The 13,842-nt window shown below is 57.7% G+C and carries 16 protein-coding genes and 1 pseudogene; 10 read left to right on the top strand and 7 right to left on the bottom strand.

Annotated elements, in window-relative coordinates; translation table 11 throughout:
- Positions 1-193 precede the first annotated feature (193 nt).
- Genes PMI18_RS06675 through PMI18_RS06685 form a run of 3 tightly spaced genes read left to right on the top strand, consistent with a single transcriptional unit; the run spans position 194 to position 3,736 of the window.
- The gene (locus PMI18_RS06675) at positions 194-1,348 is read left to right on the top strand and encodes a Gfo/Idh/MocA family protein (protein WP_007904849.1); all 1,155 of its coding nucleotides are present in this window, start codon (positions 194-196) and stop codon (positions 1,346-1,348) included.
- The gene (locus tag PMI18_RS06680) at positions 1,345-2,448 is read left to right on the top strand and encodes a sugar phosphate isomerase/epimerase family protein (RefSeq protein ID WP_007904847.1); all 1,104 of its coding nucleotides are present in this window, start codon (positions 1,345-1,347) and stop codon (positions 2,446-2,448) included. The genes PMI18_RS06675 and PMI18_RS06680 overlap by 4 nt, the downstream gene beginning before the upstream one ends.
- Positions 2,449-2,503: 55 nt before the next feature.
- Positions 2,504-3,736, top strand: a complete 1,233-nt coding sequence (locus PMI18_RS06685; protein WP_007904845.1) for a nucleoside permease — start codon at positions 2,504-2,506, stop codon at positions 3,734-3,736.
- Positions 3,737-3,960: 224 nt separating this feature from the next.
- Here PMI18_RS06685 and PMI18_RS06690 read toward each other — a convergent pair whose 3' ends face one another.
- On the bottom strand, positions 3,961-4,821 hold the full coding sequence (locus PMI18_RS06690; protein WP_007904843.1) for a CAP domain-containing protein: 861 nt from the start codon (positions 4,819-4,821) through the stop codon (positions 3,961-3,963).
- 249 nt (positions 4,822-5,070) lie between these two features.
- Between PMI18_RS06690 and PMI18_RS06695 the strand changes: the two genes are divergently transcribed.
- From PMI18_RS06695 to PMI18_RS06705, 3 genes are all read left to right on the top strand, one after another.
- The gene (locus PMI18_RS06695; RefSeq protein WP_007904841.1) at positions 5,071-5,883 is read left to right on the top strand and encodes an AraC family transcriptional regulator; all 813 of its coding nucleotides are present in this window, start codon (positions 5,071-5,073) and stop codon (positions 5,881-5,883) included.
- Positions 5,884-5,973: 90 nt separating this feature from the next.
- The gene (locus PMI18_RS06700) at positions 5,974-6,360 is read left to right on the top strand and encodes a cupin domain-containing protein (protein ID WP_007904840.1); all 387 of its coding nucleotides are present in this window, start codon (positions 5,974-5,976) and stop codon (positions 6,358-6,360) included.
- A 284-nt stretch (positions 6,361-6,644) separates the two neighbouring features.
- A complete protein-coding gene (locus PMI18_RS06705; protein WP_007904839.1) occupies positions 6,645-7,466 on the top strand; it encodes a MinD/ParA family protein in 822 nt (273 codons plus the stop codon).
- A gap of 202 nt (positions 7,467-7,668) precedes the next feature.
- Here PMI18_RS06705 and PMI18_RS06710 read toward each other — a convergent pair whose 3' ends face one another.
- From PMI18_RS06710 to PMI18_RS06720, 3 genes are read right to left on the bottom strand one after another with little or no spacing between them, the layout of a single operon-like run.
- On the bottom strand, positions 7,669-8,154 hold the full coding sequence (locus PMI18_RS06710; RefSeq protein WP_007904838.1) for an adenosine-specific kinase: 486 nt from the start codon (positions 8,152-8,154) through the stop codon (positions 7,669-7,671).
- A gap of 48 nt (positions 8,155-8,202) precedes the next feature.
- Complete coding sequence (locus PMI18_RS06715; protein ID WP_007904837.1) at positions 8,203-8,706, bottom strand: SLATT domain-containing protein; 504 nt, start codon at positions 8,704-8,706, stop codon at positions 8,203-8,205.
- A 57-nt stretch (positions 8,707-8,763) separates the two neighbouring features.
- Positions 8,764-9,336 (bottom strand): thioesterase family protein, encoded by a 573-nt coding sequence (locus tag PMI18_RS06720; protein WP_007904836.1) that lies wholly within the window; start codon positions 9,334-9,336, stop codon positions 8,764-8,766.
- 241 nt (positions 9,337-9,577) lie between these two features.
- Here PMI18_RS06720 and yfcF point away from each other — a divergent pair, with 241 nt between their 5' ends.
- Positions 9,578-10,210: a glutathione transferase gene (gene yfcF, locus PMI18_RS06725; RefSeq protein ID WP_007904835.1), complete on the top strand. Its 633-nt coding sequence runs from the start codon at positions 9,578-9,580 to the stop codon at positions 10,208-10,210.
- Positions 10,211-10,225: 15 nt separating this feature from the next.
- Here the strand turns inward: yfcF and PMI18_RS06730 are convergent, their stop codons facing one another.
- Positions 10,226-11,023, bottom strand: coding sequence for an alpha/beta fold hydrolase (locus PMI18_RS06730; protein ID WP_007904833.1), 798 nt, complete (start codon positions 11,021-11,023; stop codon positions 10,226-10,228).
- 133 nt (positions 11,024-11,156) lie between these two features.
- On the opposite strand from PMI18_RS06730, the gene PMI18_RS06735 reads away from it, so the two are divergent.
- Entirely contained in the window at positions 11,157-11,546 is a 390-nt protein-coding gene (locus PMI18_RS06735; RefSeq protein ID WP_007904832.1) for a c-type cytochrome, read from the top strand.
- A 131-nt stretch (positions 11,547-11,677) separates the two neighbouring features.
- Positions 11,678-12,013, top strand: a complete 336-nt coding sequence (locus tag PMI18_RS06740; RefSeq protein ID WP_007904831.1) for a hypothetical protein — start codon at positions 11,678-11,680, stop codon at positions 12,011-12,013.
- A gap of 172 nt (positions 12,014-12,185) precedes the next feature.
- Here the strand turns inward: PMI18_RS06740 and PMI18_RS06745 are convergent, their stop codons facing one another.
- Together PMI18_RS06745 and PMI18_RS06750 are read right to left on the bottom strand one after the other, a co-directional pair.
- Positions 12,186-12,491 (bottom strand): hypothetical protein, encoded by a 306-nt coding sequence (locus tag PMI18_RS06745; protein ID WP_007904829.1) that lies wholly within the window; start codon positions 12,489-12,491, stop codon positions 12,186-12,188.
- Positions 12,492-12,801: 310 nt separating this feature from the next.
- Positions 12,802-13,194, bottom strand: coding sequence for a VOC family protein (locus PMI18_RS06750; protein ID WP_007904828.1), 393 nt, complete (start codon positions 13,192-13,194; stop codon positions 12,802-12,804).
- Positions 13,195-13,307: 113 nt separating this feature from the next.
- Here PMI18_RS06750 and PMI18_RS31625 point away from each other — a divergent pair.
- Positions 13,308-13,602, top strand: a pseudogene (locus PMI18_RS31625) (arsenate reductase ArsC); the annotation flags it as partial.
- Between the last annotated feature and the right edge of the window lie 240 nt (positions 13,603-13,842).

The following is a 13,842-nucleotide window of genomic DNA, read 5'->3' as shown; positions in this document are numbered from 1 at the left end:
GGCAGATGTACATGTGGCCGGCGAGCTTACCGCAGTCCGGCCGTGCGCTGAAATGAGCTTCATTTTTAATCCCGGGTTTGACACCTGAAGTAACTGAGCCTAAATTTCCGGCATGATGTAACCGGTTACATCATAGTCAAACCTGAAGCGTTAATCCGCCCCGAACAAGAGAAAATTCGCGATGAGTGTTGCAATGGCAAAAATAAGAATGGGGTTTGTCGGGGGCGGCGAGGGTGCCTTCATCGGCAAAGCTCACCGCCAGGCTGCCGGCCTCGATGGCCGTTTTGAACTGGTGTGCGGTGCCTTCAGCCGAGACGCCCGCAACAATCAGGACACCGGCGCCGCGCTGGGATTGTCCGCCTCACGCTGCTACAGCGACTGGCAGCAGATGCTCGATAGCGAGCGCGCACTGCCTGCCGACCAGCGCATGGAACTGTTGGTCATCGTCACGCCCAATCACTTGCACGCACCGATTGCCAGCCAGGCACTGAACGCGGGTTTTCATGTGTTCAGCGAAAAGCCCGCGGCACTGAATCTGTCCGAGCTGCTGGCGCTCAAGGCGGTGGTGAAAAGCAGCGACCGCCTCTATGGATTGGCCCACACGTATCTGGGTTATCCGATGGTCTGGCAGGCACGCAAGATGGTGCGTACCGGCGTGATCGGTGCAGTGCGCAAGGTCATCGTCGAGTACCCGCAAGGCTGGCTGAGTCGGGATGTGGCCGGGCAGGGCAACAAGCAGGCGAGTTGGCGCGATCAGCCCGAGCAGTCCGGGTTGGGCGGCTGCATTGGCGACATCGGCACCCATGCCTTTTCACTGGCCGAATTCGTCGCGGACCAACCCATCGAACAGGTGTGCGCAACCTTGGGTTCGCACATCGCCGGGCGGCAACTGGACGATGACGCGGCGATGCTGTTCAAGATGGCCGCCGGGGCCAGCGGAGTGTTGATCGCCAGCCAGGTCTGCGCCGGCGAAGAGAACCCGTTGAAGATCCGCGTCTATGGCGACAAGGGCGGGCTGGAGTGGCGTCAGGAAGAGCCCGCGAGCCTGATCCATCGCTCCCTCGATCAACCGTTGAGCATCCTTCGTTCCGGTGTCGGCCAGCCCTGGTTGTGCGAGGCCGCCAGCCAGCGCATGCGTTTACCCGCCGGGCATCCCGAAGGTTATCTCGAGGCCATGGCCAATCTCTATGGTGATTTCGCCACCGCGATCCGCAGCAACGTCGAAGGCAACGATGCCCCCGGCGTGCCGGGCATCGACGTCGGGTTGCGTGGCATGGCGTTCATCGAGGCTGTGGTCGCCAATCATCGCGGCGACGCGAAGTGGACCGAACTGGTCTGCAACCCATGAATCCGGAGAACCCTCCCGTGAACCACACCTCCCCAACACCGGCAGGCCTGCGCGGCCCGGGTATTTTTCTCGCGCAGTTCATGTCCGCCGAAGCGCCTTTCGACACGCTCGCCAACATTGCTCAGTGGGCCGCTGCGCAGGGTTACAAAGCCATTCAATTGCCGACCCTGGGCACGCAATACATCGACTTGGCGCGCGCCGCCGACAGTCAGGATTACTGTGACGAATTGAAAGCCGTCTGCGCCCAGGCAGGAGTCGAAATCAGCGAACTGTCGACGCATCTGCAGGGCCAATTGGTGGCGGTGCATCCGGCGTTCGACACTTTGTTCGATGACTTCGCCCCTGCGCATTTGCGCGGCCAGCCTCAGGCACGCACCGAGTGGGCCATCGATCAGTTGAAACTCGCCGCGCGTGCCAGCCAACGCTTGGGGTTGAAGGCGCACGCGACGTTTTCCGGTGCGCTGCTCTGGCCCTACGTCTACCCGTGGCCGCAACGGCCGAGCGGTCTGGTCGAGCAGGGTTTTGCCGAGCTCGCCAAGCGCTGGTTGCCGATCCTCGATTGTTTTGAAGAGGCCGGCGTCGACCTCTGCTACGAGATCCATCCCGGCGAAGACCTGCACGACGGCGCTTCGTTCGAGCGTTTCCTTGAGGCCGTCGATCACCATCCGCGCGCCGCGATCCTCTACGACCCGAGCCACCTGCTGCTTCAGCAAATGGACTATCTGGGTTTCATCGATCGCTACCACGAGCGCATCCGCATGTTCCACGTCAAGGACGCCGAGTTCCGGCCCGATGCCCGTTCAGGGGTCTACGGCGGCTATCAAGGTTGGGTCGATCGGCCTGGCCGCTTCCGTTCCTTGGGCGATGGGCAGATCGATTTCAAATCGATTTTCAGCAAATTGACTCAGTACGACTTTGCCGGCTGGGCAGTTCTGGAATGGGAGTGTTGCCTGAAGGATTCGGAGCAGGGCGCCGCAGAAGGTGCGGCCTTCATCCGGCAGCACATGATCAGCAAAACCCGAAAGGCGTTTGACGATTTCGCCAGCGTGGCGTCCGACGAGCGTTTCAATCGACGGCTATTGGGTTTGCCCGACGCCTGAAAACCCTGTTTGCCCCTCTCTCCCAAAAAAGAAAAACAATAAGACGGTGACTGATATGACCACGATGACTGCGCGATTAAGCGTAATGATGTTCCTGCAGTTCTTTATCTGGGGCGGATGGTTCGTGACCCTCGGCACCTTCCTCTCCAGTAATCTTGGGGCCAGCGGTGGGCAGATCGGCATGGCGTTCTCGACGCAGTCCTGGGGGGCAATCATCGCGCCCTTTGTGATCGGGTTGATCGCCGACCGCTACTTCAATGCCGAGCGCATTCTTGCGGTGTTGCATCTGATCGGCGCGGTGCTGCTGTTGCAACTCTATCGAGCGCCTGACTTCAGTGCGTTTTACCCGTTCGTGCTGGCCTACATGATGATCTACATGCCGACGCTGGCATTGGTGAATTCGGTGGCGTTCCGGCAGATGCGCGACCCGGCCCTGGAGTTCTCGCGGATCAGAGTGTGGGGCACCATCGGCTGGATTGTGGCGGGCGTGGTGATCAGCTTCGTGTTTGCCTGGGATTCGCAACAAGCGATCTCATCCGGTGGCTTGCGCAACACGTTTCTGATGTCGGCCATTGCCTCCTTCGTGCTTGGAATCTACAGCTTCAGCCTGCCGCGCACCGCGCCGCTCAAACCTGAGCCGGGCAGTGTCGGCTTAAATCAAATGCTGGGGCTGGATGCCTTGGGTTTGTTGAAGGACCGCAGTTATCTGGTGTTCTTCATCGCCTCTATTCTGATCTGCATTCCGTTGGCGTTTTATTACCAGAATGCCAACCCGTTTCTGGCGGAAATCGGCGTGACCAACCCAACCGCCAAGATGGCGATCGGGCAAGTCTCGGAAGTGCTGTTCATGTTGCTCCTGCCGCTGTTCATCCAGCGTTTCGGCATCAAGATTGCGCTGCTGGTGGGAATGCTGGCGTGGGCATTGCGCTATCTGCTGTTCGCCTACGGCAACAACGGGGACCTCGCTTTCATGTTGTTCACCGGCATCGCCTTGCACGGCATCTGCTACGACTTCTTCTTTGTTTCGGGGCAGATCTACACCGATGCCAAAGCCTCGGAGCGCTTCAGAAGCTCCGCGCAAGGCTTGATCACGCTCGCGACGTACGGCTTGGGCATGCTGATTGGCTTTTGGGTGGCCGGGGCGGTCACCGATCACTATGCGTCGGTTGACAGCCATGACTGGAAAAACATCTGGCTGTTCCCGGCAGGGTTCGCGTTGGCGATATTTTTCTGTTTCTCACTGGCCTTCAAAGGGCGGCAAAGCGTGGCAGCGCCGTCGAGTATTTGAATAATGCCCGAATACCGGCGGAACCTGTGGGAGCGGGCTTGCCCGCGATGGCGGTGAGTCAGGCGACATCAATGTTGATTGTGCCGCCGTCTTGCGAGCGCTTTTCGTAGGCGCCAGGCTTGCCGGCGAAGGCGAGCTGAAGGACGCCTTCGCCGGCAAGCCTGGCTCCTACGAGTTTTGCGTTTAACCGACTGGCATTTCAGGGGTTATGGAGCGCGCTTCACTCAAGGCGCACCAAACAACATCGTCCAATAAACACCTTTATCGCTGCGCGAATCGGCGGCATAGGCTGCACCGACCTGGGTAAACATCGGGTTCATCAGGTTGGCGCAGTGCCCGGGGCTGGCCAGCCAACTGGCCATCGCTTTGTTCGGTGAGCTTTGCCCGGCGGCGATGTTTTCGCCGATCTGCCGGCCTCGATAGCCGGCGGCTTTGGCCCGATCCAATGGCATATCACCGTCAGGATCGCGGTGGGCGAAGTAATTTCCGTAGGCCATCGCCTTGCTGTGGCCTTGCGCGGCGGCGCCCAAAGCGGGATTCCAGGACAGTGGCCGTGCGGCGGCGAAGCGTTGGCGGCCGCACATGCGCGGCCTGGCCCGTGCCGCATTGACCTCGGCCAGCAACGCCTTGCCCGCTGCTCGCGAATCACCGGCACGTCCGTCGAGCACCGGTTGCGCCAGTACCACCTGCCATTCGCTACGGGAGCGAGTGACGCCGATGTCGGCGAACTGAGTATCGAGCAGCGCCCCGCAATAGTCGCTCTCAAGCATGTCAAACGCCTCATCGGCATCTTGCGCGCCCACCACGCGAAGGGTGCGCACCGTCACCGCTTGATAGCCGTTGGCTTTCAAGGCACTTCGCAAACCGCCGCCATAACCGACCGGCAAGGCCAGGTTCGATTTCAGCGACAGCGGCCGTAACGGCTTGACCGTACGCCCGGCACAGCGATCGGGATCGGCGCGGTAATCGTTGATGACCTCCACCAGTTGCCTCTCCCCACTGGCATGGGCGGGGCTGGCGAGTAGCGGGAGCAAAGGCATCAGGCACAGAGAGATAAAGCGACAGCGGCGGACAGTTGGGCGCATGAACGGACAGCTCTGATGAGATGACGACGATAGGGGAAGGAACGAGCAATGACCGTAGGAGCGCTTCGTTGGGTGAGCTTCTTTTACGGCACGGCTAAGACTGCGGGTCTGAAGACTGGTTCACGAGGGGGGAGACAAATTTAGCGCCGTCGCCGTGGGGGCTGATTCAGGCATGCACGGGTCAGTCCGCCGGGGACATCGGGCACGCTGACTGGTACCGTACTGACATCATTCAGGTGGTACAGGGACATGACGAAAGCCAGGGGTGACAAGGATTGGGTAAAGCGCTCAGCTCAGCCGTTGAAGATTGAGCGTATCGAAGCCTTTTTTGGCGGCCATGGGTTTACGCCGCATCGCCACGATACGTACGCCATCGGACGAACGCTGTCGGGTGTACAAAGCTTCCAGTACCGCAACACCAAGCGTCACAGCCTGCCCGGGAAAACCATCGTTTTGCATCCAGACGAGGTGCATGACGGTGAAGCCGGTACCGAAGCGGGTTTTCATTATCGGATGATCTACATCGAACCCGCTTTGATTCAGCAAGTATTAGGCGGCAAGCCCTTGCCCTTCATCGAGGGTGGTATATCGAGCGATCCACGGCTTTATGGCGCGACCCAGGTGCTACTGCAAAACCTCGACGCTTGCATCGAGCCCCTGGAAGAAGACGATGCCATTTACGATCTCGCGCAGGCGTTGGATGTGAACTCGGGGCAACGTGGGCGGCGTAAGTCGTTTGATTTCGCAGCGGCCGAACGCGCGCGTGCGCTGATTCATGAGTCGCTGGATCGAGTCATTACCCTGGAGGAGTTAGCGCAGGCCAGTGGTCGAGACCGCTGGAGCCTGAGCCGTGATTTTCGTGCGCTGTACGGTACTAGCCCCTATCGATACATGACTCAACGACGTCTCGATCTGGCAAGAGCACTGATGTTCGGCGGCTACTCGATGGCGGAGGCGGCCGTCTCCGCAGGCTTTTTCGATCAAAGCCACATGACGCGTCAGTTCGTCCAGACGTATGGCGTCTCACCCGGTCAATGGATGAAAAGGCTGGGCCTTGTTTAAGGGCGCTCGACTTGCACAATCATGCAATACGCAGTGCTGGTCCTCTCCTAAAGTCAGACCTCGATAACTTGTCTAGTGAGGGCAACTCAAATGAATTCCCAACCCGGCGTGACGACCTGCACCGCGATTAACTTTGCCGAAAAACTGGCGTTGTTCAGCGAACAATGGGCGCCCAAGGTCATTGCCGAAATGAACGACTACCAGTTCAAGGTAGTGAAAATCGAAGGCGACTTTGTCTGGCATTCCCATGCCGACACCGATGAAACCTTCATCGTCCTCGAAGGCGAGCTTCGCATTGATCTTCGAGAGGGGGCCGTCGTGGTTAGGCAGGGAGAAATGTACGTTGTCCCCAAGGGCGTCGAACACAAGCCTTACGCTGAGCGAGAGGTGAGGATGCTACTGATCGAGCCGCGTGGCGTGCTGAACACCGGCGATCAGGACGGAGAAAGAACCGCAATCAATGACGTCTGGATTTAGACGTCTTGGAAGTTTCTTCATCTCTGGGTGAGCAGGGCGCCTGAGAGCCTGGCGCCAGTTCAGCCGCCTCTATCGGTACATCTGCCAGCGATCGTTCAGGAGCGCAGTGTCATCCTCTGAATCAACCCATTAGCGGCGTTTTCGTTGAAAAGGGTCGATGGTATGTGGCGAAGTGCCTCTCGTCGGGAGACAAAGCAGCAATTTTGCGCTTTTCAGCTATTCTTCCGGCATCAGGATGGTGCCATTACGTACTGGCACACAATGCGCAGGGAAGGGAAGGCAAAATGGATGATGTGCATTGCGTGCAAGTTATCGCGGTAACTGGCGGTAAAGGTGGCGTGGGCAAGACAACGGTGGCGGTTAATCTGTCGCTGGCGCTGGCAAAAATGGGGCGGCGCGTTGTATTGCTGGACGCTGATCTGGGTCTGGCGAATATCGATATTCTATTGGGGCTGACCCCGCGCTACACACTGGCCGATGTCATCGAAGGGCGTTGCGAGCTGTCCGAGGTGCTGTTGCCTGGGCCTGGAGGCATTCGTGTAGCCCCGGCCTCTTCGGGCTTGCAAAGCATGATTCATCTGGAGCCGGCGCAGTACCGTGCGCTGATCCAGTCCTTTAGCGACATTGGCGATAAGCTGGATGTGCTGGTGATCGATACGGCCGCCGGTATCGGTGGCTCAGTGGTCAACTTCATCCGCGCGGCGCAGGAAGTGATGGTGGTCGTGTGCGATGAACCCACCTCGATCAGCGGCGCCTACGGGCTGATCAAGCTGCTCAACCTGAACTACGGTCTGCACCGCTTTCGGGTGTTGGTCAACATGACGGGCAGTCCGTCGGAAGGCCGCAATCTGTTTGCCAAGCTGGAAAAGATTACCGACATGTTCCTCGATGTCTCGCTGCAATACGTCGGCGCGATACCCAACGATGAATGTGCGCACAAAGCCGTGCAGAAGGGGCGTGCAGTGCTTGAAGCCTTTCCCCGTTCCAAATGCGCTCAAGCCTTCCAGGCCCTGGCTCACAACGTCGACACCTGGCCATTGCCGACTCATCCGAGAGGGCATGTGGAGTTTTTCGTTGAGCAACTTGTGCAGAATTCTGGCAGGTGAGTCTCAAGGCCTTGTAACGTTGTTCACTTAAGCGCTCATCAGTCATACCTGCCTTTGTGGCGAGCGAGCTTGCTCGCGTTGGGCTGCGCAGCGGCCCCAAGAAATCTGACAACTATTGCCGATTTTTGTGAGTGCTACGCACTCAAGCGCGAGCATGCCTCCCTCGCCATAGGTTTCTCACTGACTCAAAACCAGACTCAAATCACAACTTGTAGCCGATCTGCCGCAACAGATTCTTGCGCCACAGAATGTCTTCATCGCCTTCAATGTCTTTGGCACAAAAGCCATCCACCACGCCCAGAATCCCGCGCCCCTGTTCCGTCTCAGCAACAATCACTTCGGTGGGATTGGCTGTTGCACAAAAGATACGGCACACCTCAGGTACCATTTTGACGGTGTTCAATACGTTCAACGGATAGAAACCGTCGCCCAGGAAAATGATGAAACTATGGCCCGCGCCGATGGCTTGCGCATTTTTCTGCGCCAGTTCGATCATGGCGGTATCGGTGCCGGACCATCGCACCAGGCATTTGCCGGAGGCTTCACAAAAGGCCACGCCAAACTGGATACCTGGCACGGCGTTGACCAACGCTTCATGAATATCCTCGACGGACTTGATGAAATGCGTCTGCCCCAAAATGAAGTTCGTCTCTTGCGGCTTGTCGATTTTCAACGTGATGAGTTGCATTGCAAACGCCTCCTTTCACGATGCTGCGAACCAGAGTCTGGCCTTTAATCAAGCCGGGACGGTGTCTTGCTCTGCTGGTGGTGTCTCCGTGTGGACGCGAACATCCCCCAGTTTTCTGATCGTCGACTTGGGCAAGGTTGGCGCATCAAGCAGAATCGAATCAATGCGCTTGCGGATGTCCAAAACGATTGGGCCCAGGATAGCCTCGTCTTTGCCGCTGGCGATTTCGTCCTGAATCTCACGCGATATCGCCCCGAGTTTCTCGGCGGTGTCTTTGTGCCCGGCAGCCCGGGTGTCAAAGTTCAGGAAGGTCTGAACCGAACTCAACACCAGAGTCAGAAGTGACAGGACACCGGCTACGTATTGGAGCCATACGGGCGAGGAATCACTGATTGAGCCAAAGACGCTGGCGCTGACGATCGCCGACAGAACAACGCAGGGGATACCCAGTTTCCAGCTGAATTTCTCGAAATCCCGGGCACTGATTTCATGTTCAATCTGCAACCGAACAATCATGCGATTCCATTTGGTCAGTAGCTCGAGCCGGCTCATGGTTGCAGTCCTTGGCAGGGGGATTCAGAGGAATATTAGCTTCTATTTGGCCGCCTGTTAGGGTTCGGAGACAGGATGAAGCTGAGGCGCCAGGCCTTCTTCCTCTCGGAGTTGGCGGCTCATATCGTCGCAGCTTTGCGACCAGGTTGTCAGCCACGGCGACATCTCGGGTGACTGTTCAGCCAATCCCAGCTCCCGGACAAACTCGGCAGGTGCGACCGTGCCTTTGGCCGCGCGGAACAGGCCCCGCATGATGACGACGCCAACTACCCGTCCTTTGCTCACGAAGCGGTGTTCCATAAAGCTCCACTTATCGTCCCAGCCGAGTATGCGGGTATGAATCTCAAACGATTCGAACAGCTTCAGCTCCCTCCGAAACTTGCCCCAGGTATCCCCAACGATCGGCACCGCCCTGTGACGCAGAGCTACGCGGAAGGCGCCGCTACGCAGGACGAAGTCCATGCGGCCTATGTCGGCCATAGTGAAATAACGGCCATTGGTGACGTGCCGGTTGAGGTCAAGATCGAGCGGCCAGACGCGCATGCGGATGACGGTAGTGGCCAGTCCATCAACCGGCTTGCGCCATGGGCGACGAAACAGCATCAGGAACAGTCGAAACCAGAGATTCATAAGGATGCCGAGGGTTGAGTAGATAGGTGCACTTTAGGGCGGGGAATGCGAGCGAGATAGGTGCACAAATGACTTTTTTCATGTGAAAAGCGCAATTGGATCATTCATGCGCTGGGGCAGTCATTTCAGCGGCTGCCCGCCAACCCGGTATTCCGCTGAGGAATGCCCCCATAAAAATCATGAATTTTCTTTATGGCATCGGATCTCGTAGCGTGTTTGCTCACCCTATGGAGATGTCCTCGTGAATGATTCCCGCCTGCGCCTGTACGTTGATGCTCAATTCACCAGCCCCTATGCCATGTCGGTTTTCGTGGCTCTTCGCGAAAAGGGCATCGAATTTGAACTGAGCCCGCTGGACCTCGACGCGTTCGAGAACCAGGCAGAAAACTATGCCAGCCTCTCGCTGACCCAGCGTGTACCGACGCTGGTGCATGGCGATTTTGCCTTGTCTGAATCATCGGCGATCACTGAATACCTGGAAGACGTTTTTCCTCAGACGCCGGTTTACCCGCAAGAGCTGACGCAACGCGCGAAGGCACGACAAATCCAGGCGTGGCTGCGCAGTGATCTGCTGCCCATCCGGCAGGAGCGATCCACACTGGTGGTGTTTTATGGCCTCAAATCAGCGCCCTTGTCGCCCGCTGCCGAGTCGGCCGCGCGCAAGCTGATCGGTGTCGCACACGCGCTGCTGGCTGACGGCCGCGAGTACTTGTTCGGGCAATGGTCGATCGTTGATGTGGATTTGGCCTTGATGCTCAACCGGCTGATACTCAACGGCGACGCCGTGCCATCCGCGCTGGTGGAATACGCGCAGCGTCAATGGCAGCGGCCTGCGGTGCAGGAGTGGGTCAAACTGCAACGTCCTGCGCTGTAGCGGTGTGACGTCAGGTCAATTGCGCTCAATAAATTGCACGATCACCTGATTGACGATTTCGGGATGCGTAATCGGCCCCATATGACCGAGCCCCTCGAGTTCTACCACTTCAACGTTCGGCAGTGTGCCGGTCAGTAGCCGCGCCACTGCCCGTGACGATGCCGGTGAATCCTTGCCGACCATGAAAAGCACCGGCAGGTTGAGCGAGCGGAACGCCTGTAATGGCGTCGGCTCGTTCAACAACGCGTGAGCCCAGCCCTGCACATTGGCCACCGCGGCGGCGATGGAAGGCTTGCGTTGTTCCGGGGTTTGCTCCCAGGCCCCGGCACCCATCCAGTAGTCAATGAAGTGCTGGGCCGCTGCGTCCAGGTTACCCACTTCAAGCGCGAGCCCGGCGTTTGCGACGACTTCACGAATGGCATCCGCCTCATTGGGTGGGGGCGATTCGGCGTCGAGCAGGGCAAACAATGTCGGCTCATACAAAGCCATGGCGCGCACCCGGCCAGGGTTCAGCAACGCCGTAATCAACGCCACCGCGCCGCCATAAGAGTGACCGACCAGAATGAGCGGTTCGCCGGCGCGGGCGAGCACCGGTTCGGCGAAACGCGCTTCTTCACTGAGGGTGACGATTCGATCAGTGGGCCACGCCGGGCTCTTGCCGGCGCCGAACGAGTCGAGCGCCAGAACCCGGAACGTTGCGGCCAGGTGATCTTGCAGCCCACGCCATTGCACCGAGTGACTCGCATTGGCGTGAAAGCAGACAACGCCCGGGCCTGCGCCAGCGTCCCGATAAAAGGGTTCGACGGGTTTCATTCTGGCTCTCCTGCAACGGCGTTAAAGGGACGAAGAGAGTTATAGATTAACTTCCAGGCTTCGGTGTAGCAGCCAGTCATGATGAAATAGCCGCCCGTTTTTGTTGTCAGCAACACCTGATTGGGAGCACCACATGAAAAACGCCGCCGTCCTTACCTTCGCCTTGATGCTCAATGCCGGTTTATTCAGCACGCAAGCCGAAGCGGCGGGCGATGCTGAAGCCGGTCAGAAACTATTTAACCGTATCTGCGGCGGCTGTCATCAAGTAGGGACTTCGGCGCGGGGTTCTTTTGGTCCGCAACTCAATGCCATTTTCGGGCGTCCTGCGGGAAGCACGACGGACTACCAGTACTCAACCGCGATGAAATCATCAGGCCTCATCTGGACCCGCGAAACACTTACCGCCTACATCGAAGCGCCAAAAGAAGTAGTCCCCGGAACCCGGATGATTTTCTGGGGCCTCAGCGATCCGCAGAAGATCGAAAATCTGTTGGCCTACCTTCAGACATTTCAGCCGCAATAATCTGTGCCTAATCAACCTGTTTTTGCAGTGCTGCATAAAGCCTGCATAGGTGATATCAATGAGCCACTTCATCCGTTAAAGTATGCACCGCCCGAGAGACGGATCCCGGGTATTTCTAATGGAGTGACTCAGTGAATTATCTCAGCAAAGTTGTTGCCGTAGCCCTGTTCGGTCTGGTTCTGGCGGGTTGCACCGGCACCCCGATGAAGACTCAGCAGTACGACAGCAACCAGTACACCGTTGTCGGCCACAGTGAAGCGACCGCCACTGGCCTCCTGCTGTTTGGTCTCATCCCGATCCAGCAGAACAACCGTTTCATCCGCGCTCAGAATGCCGCGATCAAGGCCAAGGGCGGCGACGCGATGATCAATACCCAGGTGCAGGAAAACTGGTTCTGGGCTTGGGTTCTGACCGGTTACACCACCACAATCTCCGGTGATGTGGTCAAGCTGAAAACCGTTCAGTAAGCGACAGGCTCTGCCTTTGTGGCGAGCACGCTTGTGGCGAGCGAGCTTGCTCGCGCTGGGCTGCGTAGCGGCCCCAAAAATCCGACAGCAATTGCCAATTTTTGTGAGTGCTACGCACTCAAGCGGGAGCAAGCTCCCTCACCACAGGTTTCCCTCTCTCATTGATCGCACCTCACGCCCAGGCTTTACCGAGCTCCTCCAGACCGGCGTTTTGCAGTTCCAGCGGACTCATGACCACTCGGAATTTGCAGTTGGCCTGAAAGTTGAGAAAGAAGGGTTCCGCATAGCCGGGAATTTCGGAAGGGTCTTCTATATCGATCAGAAAAATTCCACTTCGCATTCCATCCTGCTCAGTGAAATAAGCCGCCTCCGGCTTAATGGTTTCCAGAACGCGGTTCATGACTTCGCCGACCTTCCCCGACCTGACAAGCGCGTTGAAAGGCTCATGGGGAAACTCGACCATCAATAGCATTTTCATTCTTCGATACTCTGTTGAGGTGGCGTGCTCCTTACCCGGATCCTTACTCCTGACGATGATGCCGCAAGTCGGGCTTTCAGCCGTGCCAGCGGTGGTGTGTGGTTAAGAATAGCGAAGGGTTCGAGGCTGCCGGGGCAGAGTTACGGACGGTCGTTCTTGATGATTCAGCGCAAGGCGAAGGGGTAGGGCTTGTTGGCTGAAGCCACGCAGTTCTGTGATGAAGGCAGCTTTATGCAGCGTGGCTTTGGACGTTCAAAGAGGGACTCGCCAGCATCGCCTATGGAGGCGATGCTGGCTCACCGATCCCCGATTATTGCTGTACCGGTGTGCAGAGTTCTACCAACGTTCCGTCAGGGCATCGAACGTAGGAGACGATTTGTCCCCAGGGCTTGACGCTTGGTGCGGAGATTTCGCTGGCTCCCGCCTTCAACGCTCTGGCATGCGCCGCCGGAACGTCCTCGGTCACCAGGCCTACTTCGATTCCAAGTGGTTTGGCGGACGAGTGTGCGGAGACATGCCCCGTGCTGAAGTTCATCGCGGCCAGTTCATCGGCGGCGAATGCCAGCGCGGTTTCCCCTGTTTCGAGTTCGCCGTAGGTGTTGGATTCATGGAGGAAGCGAACGCTAAGCCCGAAGGCTGACGAAAAGAACTGGAGTGAGGCAACAACGTCCGGGACGTAGATGATCATGTAGCCAAATTTCATAAGCGGGCATTCCTTGTCGTGTTTATTGAGTGGCAAATCACGGTTACCCAGGCAGGTTAGCCCGGTGTCTGTTCTTTCGAAAAGGTTAGAGGGTGTCATCATGATGTCATCGAACCGCCGGTCTTGTGGCCAGTGAGGTTGACGCTCGCACGCTGGAGTCACTCGATCACGTAGGCATCGACACCACGGGGTTACGCAGTAAAGCCATCGATGAGTTTGAGGGGCAGCCGTTCCATTATGTGATGTGACAAGTCCTCCGAAGAGGCTTCGCGGATGCCCAGCGCCGGAGAAGTGATCGTGTGGAATTTCGAGGACCCCGTCACCAGTGAAAAACATGATCCGTTCCGTCATGCCATTCAGGAGATCCATGATCGCATCAAAATGTTCATCACTGTGAAGACCCGGTAGAGATGCTCGAGTACCAGCGCTGACCCTCTTTGATGATCCCGTCGGGCACTAAAAACGCATGAAAAAACCCGGCTGATGAGGCCGGGTTTTTTGGTTGAGTGTTGCGATAAAGCCATTCATTCATGCCGCACGATTCTGAATCAGACGATCCGAACCCCCTTCAGCAACGCGATTCTCGATCAGACGATCCGAACCCCCTTCAGCAACGCGATTCTCGATCAGACGATCCGAACCCCCTTC

Origin of the sequence: Pseudomonas sp. GM102 (assembly GCF_000282555.1) — a bacterium.
GTDB lineage: Bacteria > Pseudomonadota > Gammaproteobacteria > Pseudomonadales > Pseudomonadaceae > Aquipseudomonas.
This window is presented reverse-complemented; position numbering and strand designations above follow the sequence as displayed.